This window comes from Streptomyces rubellus (genome assembly GCF_036323805.1).
Lineage (GTDB): Bacteria > Actinomycetota > Actinomycetes > Streptomycetales > Streptomycetaceae > Streptomyces.
In genome coordinates, this window is the sequence record NZ_JAZDCX010000008.1 from 242,373 (window position 1) to 263,709 (window position 21,337).

Annotated in this window: 15 protein-coding genes; 13 read left to right on the plus strand and 2 right to left on the minus strand. The window is 75.3% G+C overall.

Annotation, left to right across the window (positions count from 1 at the left end; translation table 11 throughout):
- Nucleotides 1-102 precede the first annotated feature (102 nt).
- From V1L54_RS12115 to V1L54_RS12130, 4 genes are all read left to right on the plus strand, one after another.
- Nucleotides 103-1,476 (plus strand): MFS transporter, encoded by a 1,374-nt coding sequence (locus tag V1L54_RS12115; protein WP_330117947.1) that lies wholly within the window; start codon nt 103-105, stop codon nt 1,474-1,476.
- Nucleotides 1,469-3,565, plus strand: coding sequence for a molybdopterin oxidoreductase family protein (locus tag V1L54_RS12120; protein ID WP_330117948.1), 2,097 nt, complete (start codon nt 1,469-1,471; stop codon nt 3,563-3,565). The genes V1L54_RS12115 and V1L54_RS12120 overlap by 8 nt, the downstream gene beginning before the upstream one ends.
- On the plus strand, nt 3,562-4,932 hold the full coding sequence (locus V1L54_RS12125; RefSeq protein WP_330117949.1) for an FAD-dependent oxidoreductase: 1,371 nt from the start codon (nt 3,562-3,564) through the stop codon (nt 4,930-4,932). The genes V1L54_RS12120 and V1L54_RS12125 overlap by 4 nt, the downstream gene beginning before the upstream one ends.
- 80 nt (nt 4,933-5,012) lie before the next feature.
- Nucleotides 5,013-6,281, plus strand: coding sequence for an NAD(P)/FAD-dependent oxidoreductase (locus tag V1L54_RS12130; RefSeq protein ID WP_330117950.1), 1,269 nt, complete (start codon nt 5,013-5,015; stop codon nt 6,279-6,281).
- On the opposite strand, the gene V1L54_RS12135 is transcribed toward V1L54_RS12130, so the two are convergent.
- Complete coding sequence (locus tag V1L54_RS12135; RefSeq protein ID WP_330117951.1) at nt 6,167-6,937, minus strand: DsbA family oxidoreductase; 771 nt, start codon at nt 6,935-6,937, stop codon at nt 6,167-6,169. The genes V1L54_RS12130 and V1L54_RS12135 overlap by 115 nt on opposite strands.
- 283 nt (nt 6,938-7,220) lie before the next feature.
- Between V1L54_RS12135 and V1L54_RS12140 the strand changes: the two genes are divergently transcribed.
- The 8 genes from V1L54_RS12140 to V1L54_RS12175 all read left to right on the plus strand — a co-directional run bounded on the left by V1L54_RS12140 (nt 7,221) and on the right by V1L54_RS12175 (nt 17,357).
- Nucleotides 7,221-8,825 (plus strand): carboxylesterase/lipase family protein, encoded by a 1,605-nt coding sequence (locus tag V1L54_RS12140; RefSeq protein WP_330117952.1) that lies wholly within the window; start codon nt 7,221-7,223, stop codon nt 8,823-8,825.
- A 71-nt stretch (nt 8,826-8,896) separates the two neighbouring features.
- Complete coding sequence (asnB, locus tag V1L54_RS12145; RefSeq protein WP_330117953.1) at nt 8,897-10,753, plus strand: asparagine synthase (glutamine-hydrolyzing); 1,857 nt, start codon at nt 8,897-8,899, stop codon at nt 10,751-10,753.
- 58 nt (nt 10,754-10,811) lie between these two features.
- On the plus strand, nt 10,812-11,666 hold the full coding sequence (locus tag V1L54_RS12150; protein WP_330117954.1) for an arylamine N-acetyltransferase family protein: 855 nt from the start codon (nt 10,812-10,814) through the stop codon (nt 11,664-11,666).
- 471 nt (nt 11,667-12,137) lie between these two features.
- Complete coding sequence (locus tag V1L54_RS12155; protein ID WP_330117955.1) at nt 12,138-13,310, plus strand: 3-deoxy-7-phosphoheptulonate synthase; 1,173 nt, start codon at nt 12,138-12,140, stop codon at nt 13,308-13,310.
- 68 nt (nt 13,311-13,378) lie between these two features.
- Nucleotides 13,379-14,149 carry a 2,3-dihydro-2,3-dihydroxybenzoate dehydrogenase gene (locus V1L54_RS12160; protein ID WP_330117956.1) on the plus strand — a complete coding sequence of 257 codons (771 nt, stop codon included), beginning with the start codon at nt 13,379-13,381 and terminating at the stop codon, nt 14,147-14,149.
- Between the two features lie 128 nt (nt 14,150-14,277).
- Entirely contained in the window at nt 14,278-14,901 is a 624-nt protein-coding gene (locus V1L54_RS12165; protein ID WP_330117957.1) for an isochorismatase family protein, read from the plus strand.
- On the plus strand, nt 14,898-16,775 hold the full coding sequence (locus V1L54_RS12170) for an anthranilate synthase family protein (RefSeq protein WP_330117958.1): 1,878 nt from the start codon (nt 14,898-14,900) through the stop codon (nt 16,773-16,775). The genes V1L54_RS12165 and V1L54_RS12170 overlap by 4 nt, the downstream gene beginning before the upstream one ends.
- A gap of 81 nt (nt 16,776-16,856) precedes the next feature.
- Nucleotides 16,857-17,357 (plus strand): RrF2 family transcriptional regulator, encoded by a 501-nt coding sequence (locus V1L54_RS12175; protein WP_330117987.1) that lies wholly within the window; start codon nt 16,857-16,859, stop codon nt 17,355-17,357.
- A 57-nt stretch (nt 17,358-17,414) separates the two neighbouring features.
- Here the strand turns inward: V1L54_RS12175 and V1L54_RS12180 are convergent, their stop codons facing one another.
- Nucleotides 17,415-20,087 carry an ATP-binding protein gene (locus V1L54_RS12180; protein ID WP_330117959.1) on the minus strand — a complete coding sequence of 891 codons (2,673 nt, stop codon included), beginning with the start codon at nt 20,085-20,087 and terminating at the stop codon, nt 17,415-17,417.
- A gap of 156 nt (nt 20,088-20,243) precedes the next feature.
- On the opposite strand from V1L54_RS12180, the gene V1L54_RS12185 reads away from it, so the two are divergent.
- Nucleotides 20,244-21,317 (plus strand): alkene reductase, encoded by a 1,074-nt coding sequence (locus V1L54_RS12185; RefSeq protein WP_330117960.1) that lies wholly within the window; start codon nt 20,244-20,246, stop codon nt 21,315-21,317.
- The last annotated feature ends 20 nt before the right edge of the window (nt 21,318-21,337 follow it).

Genomic DNA, 21,337 nt, shown 5'->3' on the forward strand with positions numbered 1-21,337 from the left:
CGTGGTCCGCCGGCCCGGTGCGCGAAGGGCCGCGCGGGGAGTCCGCCGGGACCTGCCGCCGTGCGGGTCCGGCGGCCTCCCGCCGCTCCGGGCGGTGCGGCCGTGACCGCACGACGCACCTCCCGCTGGCTCACCGGCTGGGACCCGGAGGACGAGGAGGCATGGCAGCGGGGCGGCCGGCGCGTCGCCCTGCGCAACCTGGCCCTGTCGGTCCTCGCCGAGCACATCGGGTTCTCGGTGTGGACGATGTGGTCGGTCCTGGTGCTGTTCCTGTCCCCGGAGATCGGCTTCGCCTTCGGACCGGACGAGAAGTTCCTGCTGGTGGTGGTCCCGACCCTGGTCGGCGCGGTGCTGCGGCTGCCGTACAGCCGGGCGGTGACGCGGTTCGGCGGCCGGAACTGGACCGTGTTCTCCTGTCTGGTGCTGTTCGTGCCCACCCTGCTGACGCTGTGGGCCGTGCGGCGGCCGGGCACCCCGCTGTGGGTGTTCCTGCTGATCGGCGCGGTGGCCGGGGTCGGCGGCGGCAACTTCGCCTCCTCGATGACCAACATCGCCGCGTTCTTCCCGCGGCGGCACCAGGGCTGGGCGCTCGGGCTCAACGCGGGAGGCGGCAATCTGGGGGTCGCCGCGGTCCAGCTGGTCGGACTGCTGGTCATCGCCACGGCGGGCGACACCCACCCGTCGTACGTGGTGGCGGCCTACCTGCCGCTGATCGCCCTGGCCGCGCTGCTGGCCGCGTGGAAGATGGACAACGTGGACGCCGTGCGCGCCGGCCCCGGCACCCTGCGCCGGGCCGTCGCGTGCGCCGACACCTGGTGGATCTCACTGCTGTACGTCGGCACCTTCGGTTCCTTCATCGGCTACGGTTTCGCCTTCGGCCTGGTGCTGCAGACCCAGTTCGGCGCCACCCCCCTGGAGGCGGCCGGCCACACCTTCCTGGGGCCGCTGCTAGGCTCGCTCTCCCGCCCGCTGGGCGGCTGGCTCGCGGACCGCTTCGGCGCGGGCCGGGTGACCCTGTGGAACTTCGCCGGGATGGGGGCGGGCACCGTGGTGCTGCTGGTGGCCGCCGGACAGAACTCCCTGCCCCTGTTCACGGCCGGCTTCACGGCGCTGTTCGTGCTCAGCGGGCTCGGCAACGGCTCGACGTACAAGATGATCCCGGTGGCCTTCGCCCGGCGTGCCGAGGAAGCCGTCACCGCCGGGCACGACGCGGCCGCTGCCTTCGCCGAGGCGCGCCGGCTCGCCGGTGCCGCGATCGCCGTCGCCGGGGCGGTCGGCACGCTCGGCGGGGTGGCCGTCAACCTGGCGTTCCGCGCCGCGTACGGCGACGGATCCGGGTCCGGGGAGCCGGCCTTCGTCGCCTTCCTGTGCTACTACGCGCTGTGCGTACCGATGGTCCTGGCCCTCCGGCCGCGGCGCGGGCGGTCCGGTGCCACCCCGGCCGCGCCCGTACGACGGGAGGTCACCCGTGCCTGAGACGACCGCCGGGGCCACCGCGCCGGTGGCGACGCACTGCCCGTACTGCGCCCTGCAGTGCGGCACACTGCTGGGCCGCGAGCACGGCGCGGTGACGGTCCGTCCGTCCGCCTTCCCGGTCAACTCCGGGCGCCTGTGCCAGAAGGGCTGGACCGCCCCGTCGGTCCTGAGCGCCCCGGACCGGCTCCGCGCCCCGCTGGTGCGCGGCGGCGACGGCCGCCCGCGGCCGGCGGGCTGGGACGAGGCACTGGACCTGGTGGCGGAGCGACTGCGCGCCGTCCGGGCCGAACACGGCGCGGACGCCGTCGCCGTCTTCGGCGGCGGCGGGCTGACGAACGAGAAGGCGTATCTGCTGGGCAAGTTCGCCCGGCTGGCGCTGGGCACCTCGCAGATCGACTACAACGGCCGGTTCTGCATGTCCTCGGCCGCCGCCGCGGCCAACGCCGCCTTCGGCGTGGACCGGGGGCTGCCGTTCCCCGTGACCGACCTCGGCGAGGCCGACGCCGTCCTGCTGGCGGGCGCCAACCCGGCCGAGACCATGCCGCCGCTGATGCGCCTGCTGGACCGCGCCGACCTGGTGGTCGTCGACCCGCGCCGCACCCGCACCGCCGAGCGGGCCGCCCTCCATCTGCAGCCCGCGCCCGGCACCGACCTGGCCCTCGCCCTGGGCCTGCTGCACATCGCGGTCGCCGAAGGCCACCTCGACAAGGAGTACGTGGCCGAGCGCACCACCGGCTTCGACGCCGCCTGGCGCCGGGCCGCGGCCTGGTGGCCCGAGCGCGCCGAGCGCGTCACGGGCGTACCGGCCGCGGAGCAGTACGAGGCGGTGCGCAGGCTCGCCCGGGCACCGCGGGCGTACCTGCTCACCGGCCGGGGCGTCGAGCAGCACAGCAAGGGCACCGACACGGCGGCCGCCTTCGTCAACCTCGCCCTGGCGCTGGGCCTGCCGGGCCGTCAGGGCAGCGGCTGCGGCACCCTGACCGGGCAGGGCAACGGACAGGGCGGCCGCGAACACGGCCAGAAGACCGACCAGCTGCCCGGCTACCGGAGCATCACCGACCCGGAGGCGCGGGCCCGGGTGGCGAAGGTGTGGGGCGTGGACCCCGGCTCACTGCCCGGTCCGGGCCGCAGCGCGTACGAGCTCCTCGACGCGCTCGGCACCGCCGGCGGCCCGCGCGCGCTGCTGGTCTTCGGCTCCAATCCCGTGGTCTCCGCGCCCCGCGCCGCCCGTGTCACCGAGCGGCTGGCCGCCCTGGACCTGCTGGTGGTGGCCGACTTCGTGCCCTCCGAGACGGCCGCCATGGCCGATGTGGTGCTTCCCGTGGCCCAGTGGGCCGAGGAGGAGGGCACGATGACCAGCCTGGAGGGGCGGGTGCTGCGCCGCCGGGCGCTGCTGCCGCCCCCCGCCGGGGTGCGCACCGACCTGGAGGTCCTGCACGGCCTGGCCGTCCGCCTGGGCGAGCCCCGCCACCGCTACCCCACCGATCCCCGGGTGGTCTTCGACGAGCTGCGCGCCGCCTCCGCCGGCGGCCGGGCCGACTACTCGGGCATCACCTACGACCGGCTGGAGTCGGGCGAGGCGCTGTACTGGCCGTGCCCGCGGACGCCCGGCGCCCCGCACCCGGGCACCCCGCGGCTGTTCCTGGACCGCTTCGCCCACCCCGACGGGCGGGCCCGGTTCGCCGAGGTGGACCACCGCGAGCCCGCGGAGCCGGTCACGGCGGACCGCCCCCTGTACGCCACCACCGGGCGCGTCCTGGCCCAGTACCAGTCCGGTGCCCAGACCCGGCGGGTGCCGGAGCTGAACGCGGCCGCGGGCGAGGCCTTCGTCCAGGTGCATCCCGACACCGCCGAACGCTTCGGCCTGAGGGAGGGAGAGCTCGCGCTGGTGTCCTCGGCGCGCGGCGGCACCGTCGCGCGGGTGCGCCTGGACGGGACGCTGCGCACCGACACCGTCTTCCTGCCGTTCCACTTCCCGGGGCGGGGGCGGGCCAACCTGCTGACCCACCCCGCCCTGGACCCGGTCAGCCGGATGCCGGAGTTCAAGGTGTGCGCCGTGCGCGTCGAGCCCTGGACGGAGCCGTCGTGAGCGGCGTCCTGGTCGTCGGTTACGGACCGGCCGCGCACCGGCTGGTGGAGCGGCTGCGCCACCACGGCCACCACGGTCCGGTCACGGTCCTCGGCGCGGAGCCGGCCTGCCACCGCCCCCTGCTGACCTCCGTGCTCGCGGGCGAGCTGCCGCCGGAGGCGGCCGTGCTGCCGCCGCCTCCCGGGGACACCCGGGTGCTGCTGGGGGTGCGGGCCGTCCGCGTCGACCGGCGGGCCCGCGCGGTGCACACCGACGACGGGGGCGTCCACCCGTACGACACGCTGGTACTGGCCACCGGGGCGCGCCCTGACGTCCCCCGGCTGCCGGGCGTCCCGGGCGAGGGGGTGCGCACGGTGCGGTCCCCGGCCGACGTCACCGGACTCGGCGGCGGCTCGGGCGGCGGTCCCGGTGACGGCCCGGTGGCCGTGCTGGGCGGCGGGGTCCTCGGTGTGGAGACCGCGTTCGCGCTGCGCCGCGCCGGACGCGAGGTCACCCTCGTCCACCCCGGTCCGCACCCGATGGACCGCCTGCTGGACGCCCGGGCCGGGGCCGTGCTCACCGCCCGGCTGGCGGAGTGCGGCGTCCGGCTGTACTCCGGGCGGCATGCCGCGGAGTACACGCCCGGGAAGCTGACCCTGGCGGACGGCCGGATGGCCGAGGCCGACACGCTGCTGCTGTGCACCGGGGTGGTCCCCGACACCCGGCTCGCCCGGCAGGCCGGCCTGCCGGTGCGCCGGGGCGTGGTCGTCGACGACCGGCTGCGCACCGGCGATCCCCGCGTCCACGCGATCGGGGACTGCGCCGAGTACGCCGGGCAGGTGCCGGGGCTGCTCTCCTGCGCCTGGGAACAGGCCGAGACCCTCGCCCGGCTGCTGGCCGGGCAGCGGGTCCGCCACCGGCCGGCCAGGACCGTCGTCCGGCTCCGGGCGCCCGGGACCGACCTGGCCGTCCTCGGTCCGCCCGGCGCCCCGGGTGACGAGTCGGTGACCCTGTCCGACCCGGCCCGCGGCCGCTACGCCTCGCTGACGCTCGACGGGGGCCGGATCGCGGGCGGGGTGCTGCTCGGCCTGCCCCGGGCCATCGCCGCCGTCAGCCAGCTCCACGACCGCGACCAGCCGGTGCCCGCCGGACGGCTCGCCCTGCTGCTGGGCAGTGCCGCGCCCGAGCCCGGCCGGGTCGAACTGCCGGACGACACGGTGCTCTGCTTCTGCAACAACGTCACCAGGGGCGCGCTCGCCGCGGCCTGGCACGAGGGTGCCCGCGACCTGCCCGCGCTGGCCGCCGCGACCCGGGCGACCACCGGCTGCGGCACCTGCGCCGACGACGTCCGGCGCCTGTGCGAGACGCTGCCGACCGCCGCGCGATGACGTCCCGGAAGCGCGCCCCGGCGGATCGCCGCGGACCGGGGAACGCGAGAGAACGCGAGAAATCCGAAGGACCGCCACCCATGACCCGCACACTCGTCGTCGTCGGCCACGGCATGGTGGGCCACCACCTCGTCCGGAACCTGCGATCCCGCGACCCGGCCGGCACCTGGCGCGTCACCGTCCTGGCCGAGGAACCCCGCCCCGCCTACGACCGGACCCGGCTCTCCTCCTGGCTGGCCGGCCCGGGCGGCCACGGTGCCGACGGCGCCGACGGGCTCGCGCTGGCCGGGCCGGACCCGGCGGCGGACCCGCGGGTGGAACTGCGGCTGGCCACCCCGGTCACCGCCGTCGACCGGCACCGCCGCACGGTGCGCACCGCACACGGCGACCTCGTCGGCTACGACGCGCTGGTGCTCGCCACCGGCTCGCGCCCCCTCGTACCGCCGGTGCCCGGACGCGAGCTGCCCGGCTGCTTCGCCTACCGCACCGTCGAGGACCTGGAGGCCGTCCGCGCCGCGGCCGCCCCCGGCCGTCCCGGTGTCGTCGTCGGCGGCGGCCTGCTGGGTCTGGAGGCCGCCGGGGCGCTGCGGCGGCTGGGCATGCGCCCGCACGTCGTGGAGCTGGCGCCGCACCTGATGCCGGCGCAGCTCGACGAGGCCGCCGGACGGCTGCTGGCCGGGTACGTCACCGAGCTGGGCCTGACGGTGCGCTGCGGTACGGCCCTCCGGTCCGTCGAGGCGGGTCCCGGCGGCCGGGTGCGCGCGGTGGTCCTCGGCGACGGCACCGAACTGGAGGCCGACCTGGTGGTGTTCTCCACCGGGATCCGGCCGCGCGACGAACTGGCCGGGCCGGCGGGCCTGGAGACGGGTCCGCGCGGCGGCTTCCTGGTGGACCGGCGCTGCCGCACCGCCGATCCGCGGATCTGGGCGGTCGGCGAGTGCGCGGCCGTGGAGGGCCGCTGCCACGGGCTGGTGGCGCCCGGCTACCGGATGGCGGAGGCCGTCGCCGGCCAGTTGCTGGGCCTGCGCGACGCGTCCTTCCCCGGCGCGGACCTGTCCACCCGCCTGAAACTGCTCGGCGTGGACGTCGCCAGTTTCGGCGACGCCCACGCCTCGGCGCAGGGGGCGATGGAGCTGGTCTACGCCGACCGGGCCGCCCGGACGTACGCCAAGCTGGTGCTCGCCCCCGACGCGGTCACCCTGCTGGGCGGGGTGCTGGCCGGGGACGCCACCGCCTATCCCGTGCTGCGCTCGCTGGTCGGACGGGAGCTGCCCGCGCCTCCGGAGCGGCTGCTGTCACCGGCGCGGTGCAGCCGCCGCAGCAGTTCCTCGGCCCACTCGGGACGGTAGTCGTCCAGCCGCGGGAAGCCGTCGCCCTTCAGCGGGTCGCCGTGCCAGGCGTACACCGCCCCGGGGTTGTGTGCGCGGTAGCCGCCGGGGGCGAACAGGTGCGGGCTGCCCTGGATCTCCGGTCCCCGCGCCGTGCGCCACTGCTCGTACACCTCGGCCCGCCCGGCGCCCCGGGCCAGCGCCTCGGCCAGCCTCCCGGCGTCCACGTGCGGGCACTGCCCGGCGACGTCCAGGATCACCGCGGGGACGCTGACGCACCGGCTGTCGGTGTAGTACGCCCGGCGCAGCGCGGCGTCCAGTTCGTCGCTGCCGCGCAGACCGCCGATTCCGGGGTCCTTGGCGGCCTGGACGGCCTCCATGGCGGGCAGCAGGGTCACCGGGTAGGTCCACTCCGGCGCCGACCAGCGCCGCCAGCCCAGTTCGGGCAGCCGGCCGGCGATCACCGCCACCTCGGCGTCGACGATGTACTTCGGGTTGGGCACTCCGTTGAACAGCTCCAGCGGGAAGGCCCGGTGGTCCACCAGCACCGGCAGCGCCAGGCGCTCGGCGGCGCGGTGCAGCGTGTGCAGGGCGAGCGTCGCCCACGGGCAGCTGATGTCCGACCAGACGGTCACCACCGGCGTGTCGTCGTCCCGCGCGGTCCCCAGGACGGTCATGGTGTGCGGTCTCCCTCTCTGCTCCTGCGGCCGGGCCCCGACGGGCCCGGCCCGGTGACGGACACGGTCGTCGCGTACCGGCACCGTACGCCGCCCGGTACGGTCCCGCCGTACCCGACCTGACACAGTGCCGCCGCGACCTGACACAGATGCCGGGCGGTGTTGGAGGCCGCCGCGGCACCGGTTGCACGATCGTTGCGGTTCCCCGACTGTCACCGCGTCCACCGTGACCGCGTCCCCGTCGCACCGTCCCGTCGCAACACGCTGAAGCGAGGATCGGCGAATGTCCCGACGAGAGCAACACCCACCGCGTACCTCCTCCTCCGCGGCGGCGGGGCGGGGCGGCACGGTGGTCACCGAGACCACCGCCGGCCGGATCGCCGGACTGCGCACCGGCCGGGTCACCGTGTTCCGGGGGGTGCCCTACGCCGCGCCCCCGGTGGGGCGGCTGCGCTTCGCCTCGCCGCGCCCTCCCGAGCCCTGGGGCGGGGTGCGCGAGGCCACCGCGTTCGCCCCGCCGTCCCTGCAGGGCGACTACCTGCCCGGCAGCGCCGAGGACAGCCTGTACGCCAACGTCTGGACCCCCGGCCTCCGGGGACGCCGTCCGGTCCTGGTCTACGTCCACGGCGGCGGCTGGCTGCTGGGGGCGGGGAGCGAGCCGGACTACGACGGCGCCCGCACCGCGGAGCGCGGCGATCTGGTCGTGGTCACCTTCAACTACCGCCTGGGCGCCTTCGGCTGGGGTCTGCACGAGGACCTCGCGGATCCCGCCACCGGCTCCTTCGCCAACTGGGGCCTGCAGGACCAGGCGGCGCTGCTGCGCTGGGTGCGGGACAACGCCGAGGCGTTCGGGGGCGACCCCGGCAACATCACGCTCGCCGGCACCTCCGCGGGCGGTTCCAGCGCCTGGCAGCTGAGCCTGCTGCCCGAACTGCGCGGCATCGTGCGGCGGATCGTCGCCGTCAGCACCAAGCACGTGTGGGCGCCGGCGAGTTCGACGACCCCCGAGGAGTCCCGCACCGTCTTCGAGCGCCTGGCACGGCGGTTCGGCACGACGGTGCCGGGTCTGCGCCGGGTGCCGGCCGCCGCGCTCCGGGACGCCTGGGACGGGACGTTCTCCGGCGATCCGGCCGGGCGCGCGGTGGAGGGCTGGCGCGAGTACCGGGGTCCGGTGGTCGACGGGCGGTGGATGCGCGGGTACGACCACGCGCTGCCCACCCCCGCCGTACCGGTGATGTGCGTCTTCGCCCGCACCGAGGGGTCGTTCTTCACCACCGGTCCGGGCTACCCCTTCGACGGCCCGCTCCCGGCCGACGAGCCCGGGCTGCGCGCCGCGGTGCGCGCCGTGCTGGACAAGTGCGCCGCCAAGGTCGGCGACGAGCAGGTCGACGAGTGCCTCGCCCACTACCGGGAGGCCCTGCCGGCCGCGGGCCGGGCCGCCGACCCGGTGTCGCTGTGGACCGAGGTGTGGGGTGACGCGCTCTTCCGGTACCAGATCGTCCGGCTGGCCGAGCGGCACGCGCGGGAGGGGAGGTCGCCGCAGTACGTCATGGAGTTCGCCCACCCGGTGCGCCCGCCCTACGCCGGCACGCCGCACGAGGCCACCTCGAAGTTCCTCTTCGGCACCCACCGGCTGCCGGTCCACGCCCCGGTGTACGGGGACGGACCGCTGGAGCGGCGGATCTCCGACACCCTGATCGACCTGGTGGCCTCCTTCGCCCGGGACGGGAGACCCACCAGCCGGTACGCCCCCGCGTGGCCCGTCTTCGACCCCGCCGGGCCCACCGCGATGCTCCTCGGCGGCGCCCGGGCGGCACACACCGGCCCGCTCTCCGCCCTGCCCCAGCTGCGGTACTGGGACACCGCCGGTCTGGTGCCCCGGCCCTGAGCGCCCGGGGCCCCTCCCCCCACCCCGTCGCCCGCCCTCACCATCTCTCATCGGAAAGGAGCCCACCTTCCATGTGCGGACTCGCAGGCTGGGTCGGATACGACCGCGACCTGACACGGCACGCCGACACGGTGTCGGCCATGGCAGGAACACTGGAGTGCCGAGGACCGGACGACCACGGCACCTGGGTGTCGCGCCACGCCGCCCTCGGACACCGCCGGCTGTCGGTCATCGACCTGGCGGGCGGCCGGCAGCCGATGCACGTCACCGGCGCGGACGACGGCCTGCCGGTGATCGTCTACACCGGCGAGGTCTACAACTACCGGGAGCTGCGCCGGGAGCTGGCCGGACTCGGACACACCTTCCGCACCACCAGCGACACCGAGGTCGTCCTGCACGCCTACCTGGAGTGGGGACAGGAGTTCGCCGAGCGCCTCAACGGCATGTACGCCCTGGCCGTCTGGGACCCGCGCGGCGAGGAGCTGCTGCTGGTGCGCGACCGCATGGGCGTCAAGCCGCTGTTCTACTACCCCACCCGGGACGGGGTGCTGTTCGGCTCCGAGGCCAAGGCGATCCTGGCCCACCCCGAGGCCCGGGCGGCGGTCGACCGCGAGGGGCTGGCGGAGATCTTCGCCATCATCAACACCCCCGGCCACGCGGTCTTCAAGGGCATGCACGAGGTGGTGCCCGGCACCGTCGTCCGCTTCACCCGCGGCGGCCGCACCACCCGGACGTACTGGGAGCTGCGGGCCCGGCCGCACACCGACGACCTCGACACCACCGTCGCCCGGGTCCGCGAGCTGCTGGAGGACATCGTCGAGCGCCAGCTGGTCGCCGACGTGAAGGTCGGCACGCTGCTCTCCGGCGGTCTGGACTCCAGCGCCATCACCGCGCTCGCGGCGAAGGCGCTCCGGGACCAGGGCGCCGAGGAGCGCATCAAGGCGTTCTCCGTCGACTTCCGCGACAACGAGCGGGACTTCAGGGGCAACGGCATCTGGCTGGACCCCGACACCCCGTACGCCGTGGAGGTCGCCCGGCACTGCGGGGCCGAGCACATCGTCGTCGAGCTGGAGAACAACGACGTCCTGGACGAGGACGTGCGCCGGCGCGTCCTGCTCGCCCAGGACCTGCCGATCTCCACCGGCGACATGGAGCACTCGCTCTACCACCTGTGCAGGGCGCTCAAGGAGCGGGTGACGGTCGCCCTGTCCGGTGAGACCTCCGACGAGCTGTTCGGCGGCTACAACTGGTTCTTCGACCGGGAGGCGGTGGAGGGCGACACCTTCCCCTGGTACGACGCCTGGCGCAGGCTCGGCGGCCTGGCCGCCATCCGGGAGATCGGCCTGTGGGACCGGCTGGGCATGGAGGAGTACGTCAAGCAGCGGTACGCCGAGGCCCTGGCGGAGGTGCCGCGGCTGGCGGGCGAGTCCGGCACCGAGGCGCGGATGCGCGAGCTGTCCTACCTCAACATCTCCCGCTGGGAGAAGTTCCTGCTGGACCGCAAGGACCGCATCAGCATGGCCACCGGCCTGGAGGTCCGGGTGCCGTTCACCGACCACCGGCTGGTGGAGTACGTCTTCAACGTCCCCTGGGAGATGAAGAACTTCGACGGCCGGGAGAAGAGCCTGCTGCGCGCGGCCACCGCCCACGTGCTGCCCGAGTCGGTGCTCAGGCGCAGGAAGAGCCCCTACCCCTCCACCCAGGACCAGGGGTACGTACGGGCGCTGCGCGACAAGGTGGCCGCCCTGCTGCGCACGGACTCGCCCGTTCTGGAGCTGGTCCCGGCCGCCGGCCTGCGCGCGCTGCTGGACAAGCCGCTCGAGTCCTACGCCGGGCTGGGCGGTCTGTGGGGGACCCGGGCCGTCATGGAGCGCCTGGTGGAGTACGACGCCTGGGTCAGGGAGTACGGCGTGCGGGTCGAGGACTGACGGGGCCGGGCCCCGCCCGGTCCCCGGCCCGGCCGACGCCGAGAAGGGACACGATGCGATGGTCAACTCCGAACCCGCCGCCGTGGTCGACGACTCGCCGGAGTGGGGCAGCGCCGGGCTCGATCTGGACGCCTACCTCGCCCGGGTCGGCTACGACGGGCCGCGCGACAACTCCGGGGAGACGCTGCGTCGGCTCCACCGGGCGCACATGGGCACGGTGTGCTTCGAGAACGTCGACATGGTGCTCGGCAGAACGGTCTCGATCGATCTGGAGAGCATCGAGCGGAAGGTGGTGCGCGCGGGCCGCGGCGGCTACTGCTACGAGTCCAACCTGCTGTTCGCGGCGGCGCTGGACCGCCTCGGCTTCCCCGTCACCCGGTTGCTGGCGCGCATCCGCGAGGGCGACCGCAAACGCCGGTTCCGTTCCCACACCTGTCTGCTGGTGCGGGCCGACGACACGGTGTGGCTCGCGGACCCCGGCTACGGCTACGCGGGCCTGATCGAACCCGTCCCCTGGCGGGAGGGCGCCGTGCGCACCGTCGACGGCTGGACCTGGCGGCTGGTGGTGGACGAGGGCCACTGGGTGCTGCAGTCCCGGCGGCCCGGGGACTGGTTCGACCTGTACGCCTTCCGTCCGGAGCCCCAGTTCGCGGTCGACTACCAGGCCGCGCACTACATCAGCTCGACCAGACCGGGCTCGCCCTTCGTCGGCCGGCTGGTGGTGCAGCGCGGTCTGGCCAAGGCCCGGTACCTGCTGCGGGACAACGTGCTGGTGACGGAGTACCCCGACGGGCGGGAGGAGCGCGAGACGCTGTCCGCGCGGTCCGTGGTGGACGTCCTGCGGGGCGTCTTCGACCTCCCCCTGGACGAGGAGGACGAACGGCTCCTGCTGCGTTTCCTCGCCCGCCTCTGACCCGCCGTCCGCGGACGGGCAACACAAGGGCGCGCCCCCGGCCGGGGGCGCGCCCCGCGCCGTTCCCGGGGGCTCACCGGTCCGGGGGCGCGGGGCGGTGCGCGGCACCCCTCGTGCCCCGGCACGCCGGGGAGCCCGGCGTAAATCCTGGACATTATTCATCCGGAATCCGATCGCGCAAGCTCCGGCCGGTCCCCGGGGGCCGCGACTTGACGGAGTCCCCGCCAGGTGACGAAGTGCCGCCACCGGCGTTGGCAGGCTCCGCCGCCCGGCCCAGGATCGAGGTGACGGCCGAGGACCGCGGCCGGGACCGCCCGGCACCACCGCCGGCACCGGCGCCGTCCGTACCGCCCGCCCGCCGTCCCGCCGCGACCGGACGGACGGCCCGGCGGCCGAGCGCACGAGGAGTCCCCGGGGCGGCGCCCCGACGGGCCGGTCCGCCGTTCCGGCCCCTTCACCCCTGGAGGCACAGTGGAGACCCTTCTGCCCGATGTCCGGCGAAAACCGGCCCTGCAGCAGCCGGAGTGGGAGGACACGGCACTGCTGAGGCGGGTCCGGAAGGAACTCGCCGCCCGGCCGCCGCTGGTGCGGCCCCGGGACCTGCGCAGGCTCCGCGCCCTGCTGGCCCGGGTCGCCGCGGGAGAGGCCCAGGTCGTCCAGGCGGGCGACTGCGCCGAGGACCCGGCCGAGAGCACCCCCGGATACGTCGCCCGCAAGGCCGCCGTACTGGACCTCCTGGCCGGCACCCTGAAGATGATCACGCACCGGCCGGTGGTGCGGGTGGGCCGTATCGCGGGCCAGTTCGGCAAGCCCCGCTCCAAGCCGGTCGAGCGGGTCGGCGACCTCGAACTGCCCGCGTTCCGCGGCCACATGGTCAACAGCCCGGAGCCCGAGCCGGAGGGCCGGCGCCCCGACCCCGGGCGCCTGCTGGCCGGGTACGAGGCGGCCGCCGCCGTCATGCGCCACCTCGGGTGGTACGGCCCCGGGCGGCGGGCGGTCGTCGAGCCGCCCGTGTGGACCAGCCACGAGGCACTGCTGCTCGACTACGAACTGCCCATGGTCCGTCCCGACGAGGACGGCCGCCCGGTGCTGGCCTCGACGCACCTGCCCTGGATCGGCGAGCGGACCCGGCAGCCCGACGGCGCCCATGTCGCCCTGCTCGCCCGGGTCGGCAACCCGGTGGCCTGCAAGGTCGGCCCCGCCATGACCGTTCCCGAACTGCTCGACCTGTGCGAACGGCTCGACCCCCGGCGGGAGCCCGGCAGGCTGACCCTCGTCGTCCGGATGGGCGCCGAGCTGGTCGCCGACCGGCTGCCCCCGCTGGTCGAGGCCGTACGGACCGCCGGGCATCCGGTGGTGTGGCTCTGCGACCCCCTGCACGCCAACACCGTCACCACCCCCGACGGTCTCAAGACGCGCTATCTGGAGACGGTCGAGCGGGAGGTGCGGGACTTCCAGGCCGCCGTCCGCTCCCGGGGCGGTGTCGCCGGGGGGCTCCATCTGGAGACCACCCCGGACAACGTCACCGAGTGCGTGTCCAACGCCTCCTACGCCGACCGGGTCGGCACCAAGTACACGACCTTCTGCGATCCGCGGCTCAACCCCTCGCAGGCCGTCTCCGTCGCCTCCGCGTGGCGCGGCTGACACACGTACGGCACACCCGGCCGGCACACCCTGCCGGCACCGTTCCAGCACTCTGGGAGGAACCGCACATGGACAGTCAGGTGGCCCTCGTCACGGGGGCGGCCGGAGGCATCGGAGCGGCCGTCGTCCGGGCCCTGGGCGAGCGGGGCGCGGTGGTGGCCGCCGTCGACCGGGACGGGCCGCGGCTCACGGAGCTGACGGAGAAGCTGGCCGCGGACGGGCTCCGGGTGCGGGCGTTCCCCGCCGACGTCACCGACGGCAGCCGGGTGAAGGCCGCGGTCGACGAGGTCGAGCGGGTCCTCGGCCCGGTGGAGTACCTGGTCAACGCCGCGGGGGTGCTGCGGCTGGGCGAGGCGCACACCCTGACCGACGAGGACTGGGCGGCCACCTTCGCGGTCAACGTCGACGGCGTCTTCCACGTCTGCCGGGCCGTGGTCGACCGCATGATCCCCCGTTCGCGCGGCGCGATCGTCACCGTCACCTCGAACGCCGCGGCGGTCCCGCGCACCGGGATGGCCGCGTACGGCGCCTCGAAGGCGGCGGCAACCATGTTCACCAAGGCCCTCGCCCTGGAGGTCGCCCGGTACGGCATCCGGTGCAACCTGGTGGCCCCCGGCTCCACCGACACCCCCATGCTCCGGTCGATGTGGCACGACGAGTCCGGCCCGCGGGCGACCGTCGAGGGCCGGCCGGACGCCTACCGGGTCGGCATCCCGCTGAAGCGGATCGCCCGGCCCTCGGACATCGCGGAGGCCGTGGTGTTCCTGCTGTCCGACCACGCCGGACACATCACCATGCACGACCTCACGGTGGACGGCGGGGCCTCCCTGGGCGCGTGACCGCCCCGGTACTCCCCGCCCCCACGGCACAGGCACGCACCGGCCCCGCACGGGGCGGACGGCAACCATCCGCTTCAGGGGAGCGACCCCACCGGCCGAAGCCGGTGGTCCCCTCGCTAGGAGGATTGATGGCAGGCATAGGGGTCATCGAGCCCTATCCGATGCCGGCAGCGGGCGACCTGCCGGACAACACCGCCGGGTGGAGCGTCGACCCCGCCCGGGCGGTGCTCCTCGTCCACGACATGCAGCGCTACTTCGTGCGGTTCCTGCCCGAGGGGCTCCGCGACGAACTGCTGCGCAACATCGCCGCGCTGCGCGAGCACTGCGCCGCCCGCGGCGTCCCCGTCGCCTACACGGCGCAGCCCGGCGGCATGACCGCCGAACAGCGCGGTCTGCTCAGGGACTTCTGGGGGCCGGGCATGCGCGGGGAGCCCGGCCAGCGGCGGATCGTCGAGCCGCTGGCCCCCGCCCCCGGGGACTGGGTGCTCACCAAGTGGCGCTACAGCGCCTTCTTCCGCACCGATCTGGCCGAGCGGATGCGCGCGCACGGCCGCGACCAGCTCGTGGTGTGCGGGGTCTACGCGCACATCGGCGTACTGGCCACCGCCGTCGACGCCTTCACCCGCGACATCGAGACCTTCCTGGTGGCCGACGCGGTGGCCGACTTCTCCGCGGCGGACCACCGGATGGCACTCGACTACGCCGCGCGCCGCTGTGCCGTGGTGCTCGGCACCAAGGAGGTCCTGGGATGAGCGGCGAGATACTGGACCGGATCCTGGCGGCGGACCCGCCCGCCTTCGCCCTGCTCCACCGCCCCGAGACGACCGGGGTCGGCGTCCTGGACGTGCTGGTCGGCGAGGTGTCCACGCCGCGGACGCTGGCGGAGATCCCGCTGCCCGACTCCCCGGGCTCCGACCCCGGCGGACCGCGCCACGACGTACTGGCCCTGGTCCCCTACCGGCAGATCGCCGAGCGCGGCTTCGCCGCCCCCGACGACGGGACGCCGCTGGTCGCGATGACGGTCACCGGGCAGGAGCAGCGGTCGGTGGCCGAGGTGCTGGCCCGCATCCCGGACGACCCGATCGAGCTGTCCGGCGGCCGCTTCGACCTCACCGACGAGGAGTACGCCGAGACCGTCCGCCGGATCGTCGCCGACGAGATCGGCACCGGCGAGGGCGCCAACTTCGTGTTCCGGCGCTCCTTCACCGCCGACATCACCGGCTACACGCCGCGCGCCGCCCTCACCTTCTTCCGGCGCCTGCTGGAACAAGAGTCCGGCGCGTACTGGACCTTCGTCGTCCACACCGGCGAGCGGACCCTCGTCGGCGCCACCCCCGAGCGGCACGTCAGCCTGCACGGGGGCCGGGCCGTGATGAACCCCATCAGCGGCACCTACCGCTATCCGCCGACCGGGCCCACCCTGCCGGAGGTGATGGAGTTCCTCGCCGACCGCAAGGAGGCCGACGAACTGTACATGGTGGTCGACGAGGAACTGAAGATGATGGCCCGGATCTGCGAGTCCGGCGGCCGGGTGGTCGGCCCGTTCCTCAAGGAGATGGCCCGGCTCGCCCACACCGAGTACTTCATCGAGGGGCACAGCACCCGCGACCCGCGGGAGATCCTGCGCGAGACGATGTTCGCGCCCACCGTCACCGGGTCCCCGCTGGAGAACGCCTGCCGGGTCATCGCACGGTACGAGCCCGCGGGGCGCGGCTACTACAGCGGCGTCCTCGCCCTCGTCGGCCGCGACGGACACGGCGGACACGCCCTGGACTCCGCCATCCTCATCCGCACCGCGGACATCGACCGCGGCGGCCGGCTGCGGATCGGGGCGGGCGCCACCCTGGTGCGCCACTCCGACCCCGGCGCGGAGGCCGACGAGACCCGGGCCAAGGCGTCCGGCCTTCTCTCGGCGCTGGAGACCCGCGACACCGAGCGGTTCTCCGCACACCCCGGCGTCCGCGCCGCCCTGGAGCGGCGCAACCACGGCATCGCCGACTTCTGGCTGGCCGGGACCGAGGCGCGCGAGCGGCACGATCCCGCCCTCGCCGGCCGCCGGGTGCTGGTCGTGGACGCCGAGGACACCTTCACCGCGATGATCGCCCATCAGTTGCGCGCCACGGGGCTGGAGGTGACGGTGCGCCGGTTCGACGAGGAGTACTCCTTCGACGGGTACGACCTGACCGTCATGGGCCCGGGTCCGGGCGATCCCCGCGAGGAGGAGCACCCCAAGATCGCCCGGCTGCGGTCGGCGGTGCGGAGCCTGCTGGCGCGGCAGCGGCCCTTCCTGGCGGTCTGCCTCAGCCACCAGGTGCTGTGCCGGCTGCTCGGCCTCCCGATGGTCCGGCGCGAGGTGCCCAACCAGGGCGTGCAGCGGGAGATCGACCTGTTCGGCTCCCGCGAGCGGGTGGGGTTCTACAACACGTTCGCCGCCCGCTGCGGCGAGGACAAGATCGACTGCCCGGGAGTGGGCGTGGTGGAGGTGAGCCGGGACGCGGCCACCGGCGAGGTGCACGCACTGCGGGGCCCGCACTTCGCCTCGACGCAGTTCCACGCCGAGTCGGTGCTCACCCGGGACGGCGTGCGCATCGTCCGCGGACTGCTCGCCGGGCTGCCGGGCGTCTGACGGCCCGGCGGGCCGGGTCCGGGACGGTGGTACGGCCCCGGACCCGGCCGGCCGCCGGTGCGTAGCATCTGTGCCATGCGGATGAGCGAAGGCGTGGAGTGGGCCCTCCACAGCATCCTCAACCTGGCCTGGGCCGGGCCGGAGCACGCGGTGTCCGCCGCCCGGCTGGCCGCCTACTACGACCTTCCGCCGGCGTACCTGAACAAGCAGCTCCAGGCGCTGGTCCGGGCGGGCCTGGTCTCCTCCGGCAGCGGGCCCCGGGGCGGCTTCCGGCTCGCCCGGCGGCTGGAGGACATCACCCTGATGGACGTGGTGGCGGCCGTGGAGGGCCCCGAGGAGGCGTTCCGGTGCGCCGGGATCCGGCTGCGGGCACCACGGGGCCGCCCCCACGAGGACGACCCCCTGCCCGAGCCCGCCGAGGACTGCCAGATCCACCAGGCCATGCGGGAGGCCGAGCTGGTGTGGCGGCGGGAGCTGGCCGGACGGACCCTGGCGGACGTCAGGGACCGGGTGGAGCGGGTCTCCCCCGGTGTGCCGCGGCGCGCCCGCCGCTGGTTCGCCGCGCCCCGGGCCACGTCCTGAGTTCCCGGTCCGGGCCGGCCGGCCCGGACCGGGAACCGGGCCCCGGCACCGGCGCCCTCAGTCCAGCTCCAGCCGGGCCAGCTCCCGGCGGGACCCGACACCGAGCTTCGGATAGGCCTTGTAGAGGTGGTGCTCGACGGTCCGGGGGCTGAGGAAGAGCTGCGCGGCGATCTCCCGGCTGCTGCTCCCCCGCGCCGCGAGCCGCACCACCTGGAGCTCCTGGGGGGTCAGCCGGTCGATCAGGTTCGCCGCGGCCGTCCGGGCCGCCGTGCCCGGTTCGCCGGTGGCCCGCAGCTCGGCCCGGGTCCGCTCCGCCCAGGGGACGGCGCGCAGCCGTTCGAACGTCTCCAGGGCCGACCGCAGCGGTGCGCGGGCGTCGGTGCGGCGCCGGGAGCGGCGCAGCCACTCGCCGTAGAGCAGCTGGGTGCGGGCCCGTTCGAACGGTCTGCCGTCGCGCGCGTGCAGCCGCAGCGCCTCGGTGTAGTGCTCCTCCGCCTCCCCGGTCGTCCCCCCGGCAGCCTCGTCGGCCAGGGCCCGGCAGCGCAGGGCGACCGCCCGTGCCCAGGGGCGGCGGCCGGCCGCCGCCCAGGTCTCGAAGCGGCGCAGCGGCTCCTCCACGCGTTCCCGGCTGCCCAGCCGTACCGCCGCCTCGACCTGGTCCGCGGCCGAGGCGACGAGCAGCGCCGGGTAGCCCCCGGCCCCGGACTCCCCGGGCATCTCCAGCCGCCGCAGCGCGGCCTCGTGGTCCCCGGTGCCCAGCTCCAGCAGGGCCAGGACGCCGTCGGCCGCCGTCCGGTCGGCCTCCGGCGCCTCCCGGGCCAGCCGGCGGCACCGCTCCGCGTCGCCCTCGACGGCCGCGACGCGGGCCGGTACGTCCCCGAACCAGTCGGTGCGCCGGTGCGGGCCGGTGTCGCGGGCGATCTCCGCCGCCTCGGCGGCCGACGCCTCGGCGTCGCGGTGCAGTCCGGCCAGCACCTGGGTCCGCGCCAGGATGTGCAGCACCTGCGGCAGTGCGCCGATCAGCCCGTGCTTGCGGCGGCGTTCCACCTCGGCGGCGGCCAGGGCCAGCACCGCGGTGTCGTCGCCCAGGATCACGGCGCTGTGCAGGACGCGCATGCGCTCCGCCTCGTCGTCGGTCTCCTGGGCGGCCACCCGGTGCCGTTCCAGGAACTCGGCCACCAGCGGCAGCCCGCCGGTGTGGTCGCCGTCGGCCAGCCGGGCCATGCCCCGCACCAGGAGGTCGGGGCGGCCGACGGCCGCCAGGTGCCGGGCGGCGGTGCGCACCGCGGACTGGTCGCCGCAGGACCAGGCGTAGGTGGCGCCGGTGCGCAGCAGGGCGGCGGCCCGTTCCGCGTCCGCCCCGGCCGCGCGCTCGATCAGCAGCCGGGCGGCCCGACGCTGGTCGCCGGTCTCGAACACGACGGCCGCGCGGATCGGGGCGAGGTCGGCCAGTGCGGCCGGCTCGTCGGTGCACGCCTCCGCCTGCTCCGCCAGTTCCTCGGCCGGCCCCGCCTGTCCGGCCGCGAGGGCGAGACCGGCCGCCTCGCCCAGCCACCCGGCCCGGGCCGCGCGGTCGGTGGCGAGCCGGGCGGCGTGCCGGTACAGGCCGGCCGCGGCGGCGTAGGCGCTGCGGTGGCGGGCCCGCTCGGCGGCGGCGGCGAGTTCGGCGGCGATCTCCGGGTCGGGTTCCATGGTGGCGGCGGCCAGGTGCCGGGCGCGGCAGTCGGGGTCCGTCGCCGCCTCGGCCAGGGCCCGGTGCACGGCGACCCGCCGGGCCAGTACGGCCCCCTGGTAGGCGGCGGACGCGATCAGGGGATGGCGGAAGGCGACGCTGCTCTCGGTCACGAGCACCAGCCGCTCCCGTTCGGCCTCCTCCAGGTCCTCCAGACCCACGTTCATCAGCTGTGCGGCCTTCAGCAGCATGGGCAGGTCGCCCCGGCCCTCGGCGGCCGCGATCAGCATCATCAGCCGGGTCCGTTCGGGCAGCCGGCCGATCTGGGCGCGGAAGGAGGTCAGCACCCGGTCGGCGACCGGCAGGGGCATCGCGCGGTCGGGGTGCTGCCGCTGCGCGGCGGCGAACTCGATCAGCGCGAGCGGGTTCCCGGCGGACTCGGCGATCACCTGCTCGCGCAGTGCCGGGGCGAGCCCCCGGTCGGCCAGCAGCCGGGCCGCGTCCCGGGGATCCAGCCGGGACGGCCGCAGTTCGGTGAGGCCGGGGGCGGTGAACCCCTCCTCCCTCGTCGCGAACACCATCGCCACCCGCTCCGCGGACAGCCGCCGGGCGGCGAACAGCAGCGCCTCGGCGGTGGCCCGGTCGAGCCACTGGGCGTCGTCGACCAGGCACAGCAGCGGTTCCTCGTCGGCCAGTTCGGCGAGGAGGGTGAGGACCGCCAGACCGGTGAGGAAGCGGTCCTGGCCGGACAGCCGGCCGGCGCCGAGCACCGCCCTGAGGGTGTCGGCCTGCGCGCCGGGCAGCGCCGCCAGCCGGTCCTGGACCGGCCACAGCAGCTGGACCAGGCCGCCGAAGGCCAGGTCCGCCTCCGGCTCGACGCCCCGTACCCGCAGCAGGCGCAAGCCCCGCCGGGGCGCGGTCCGGGCCAGCCAGTCCAGCAGCGCCGTCTTGCCGATGCCCGCCTCGCCGCGCAGCACCAGCGCGCCGCTGCGGCCGGAGTCCACGGCGGCGAGCAGCCCCTCGAGCTCGGCCTGCTCGGTGGACCTGCCGTATAACACGAATCCGACCTCCGCTCGCCCTCGGTGATCCGGTGGACCGCCTCCGTAGGTGCCCTGCCAAATCTACGTAAGGAACATCAGAAAACCTACTGATTCGGTGGGCCTGACCTGCTCCTACCTTCGTTCTCAGGTTGTTCGGTACCCACGGAGGAGACCATGGAAGAACTCTTCGAGCCACTGCGACTGGGCGGCCTGACCCTCCCCAACCGGCTCGTGATGGCCCCGATGACCCGCAGCCGGGCGTCCAAGGGAGTGATCAACGACCTGGCGCCCGAGTACTACTCCCAGCGGGCCGGCGCGGGCCTGATCATCACCGAGGGCACCCAGCCCAGCGTGATCGGGCAGGGCTACATCGACACCCCGGGCCTGCACTCGGCGGAGCACGTCCAGGCCTGGCGGAAGGTCACCGACGCCGTCCACGGCAGGGGCGGCCGGATCTTCGTGCAGCTGATGCACTCCGGCCGGGTCGGCCACCCCAGCCTCTACCCGGACGGCGCGCTGCCGGTGGCGCCCTCGCCGATCGCCTCGGGCGAGCGGATGTACACCCCGCAGGGGATGCTGGACCACCCCGTGCCCCGGGAGATGACGCTCGACGACATCGCGGCCACGGTCGAGGACTTCGTCTCCGCCGCCCGTCTCGCGGTCGAGGCCGGCTTCGACGGTGTGGAACTGCACGGCGCCAACGGTTACCTCATCCAGCAGTTCCTCGCCGACGGCTCCAACACGCGCACCGACGGCTACGGAGGGTCGGTGGAGAACCGGATCCGTTTCGCCGTCGAGGTCGCCCGGGCGGTCGGCGACGCGATCGGCCCGGAGCGGGTCGGCATCCGCCTGTCGCCGGGCAACACCGCCAACGGCATCCGGGAGAGCGACCCCGCCGGGCTGTACCGGGCCCTGATCCGGGCGCTGGCGCCGTACCACCTGGCCTATGTGCACCTCATGGAGTTCGGCCACCGCGAGGTCACCGAGCTGATCCGCCGGGAGTGGCCGGGGACGCTGATCCTCAACCCGCACGCGACCGGCACGGAGGAGCGGGTGACCCCGGAGGCGGCCGCCGAGGTGCTGCGCGGCGGGCTGGCGGACGCGGTCGCCCTCGCCTCGCTCTGGCTCGCCAACCCCGACCTGCCCGCCCGCATCAGGGCCGGCGGTCCGTACAACGAGCCCGACCCGTCGACCTTCTACGGCGGCGACCACCGCGGCTACACCGACTACCCCACGCTCGGCGGCTGATCCCGGCGGTCGCACCCCGG

Excerpts from the sequence above, each read along its gene's own strand:
- V1L54_RS12130 (WP_330117950.1), top strand. The coding sequence starts at position 5,013 with ATGACCCGCACACTCGTCGTCGTCGGCCACGGCATGGTGGGCCACCAC.
- V1L54_RS12135 (WP_330117951.1), bottom strand. The coding sequence starts at position 6,937 with ATGACCGTCCTGGGGACCGCGCGGGACGACGACACGCCGGTGGTGACC.
- V1L54_RS12140 (WP_330117952.1), top strand. The coding sequence starts at position 7,221 with ATGTCCCGACGAGAGCAACACCCACCGCGTACCTCCTCCTCCGCGGCG.
- asnB (WP_330117953.1), top strand. The coding sequence starts at position 8,897 with ATGTGCGGACTCGCAGGCTGGGTCGGATACGACCGCGACCTGACACGG.
- V1L54_RS12150 (WP_330117954.1), top strand. The coding sequence starts at position 10,812 with ATGGTCAACTCCGAACCCGCCGCCGTGGTCGACGACTCGCCGGAGTGG.
- V1L54_RS12160 (WP_330117956.1), top strand. The coding sequence starts at position 13,379 with ATGGACAGTCAGGTGGCCCTCGTCACGGGGGCGGCCGGAGGCATCGGA.
- V1L54_RS12165 (WP_330117957.1), top strand. The coding sequence starts at position 14,278 with ATGGCAGGCATAGGGGTCATCGAGCCCTATCCGATGCCGGCAGCGGGC.
- V1L54_RS12170 (WP_330117958.1), top strand. The coding sequence starts at position 14,898 with ATGAGCGGCGAGATACTGGACCGGATCCTGGCGGCGGACCCGCCCGCC.
- V1L54_RS12175 (WP_330117987.1), top strand. The coding sequence starts at position 16,857 with ATGAGCGAAGGCGTGGAGTGGGCCCTCCACAGCATCCTCAACCTGGCC.
- V1L54_RS12185 (WP_330117960.1), top strand. The coding sequence starts at position 20,244 with ATGGAAGAACTCTTCGAGCCACTGCGACTGGGCGGCCTGACCCTCCCC.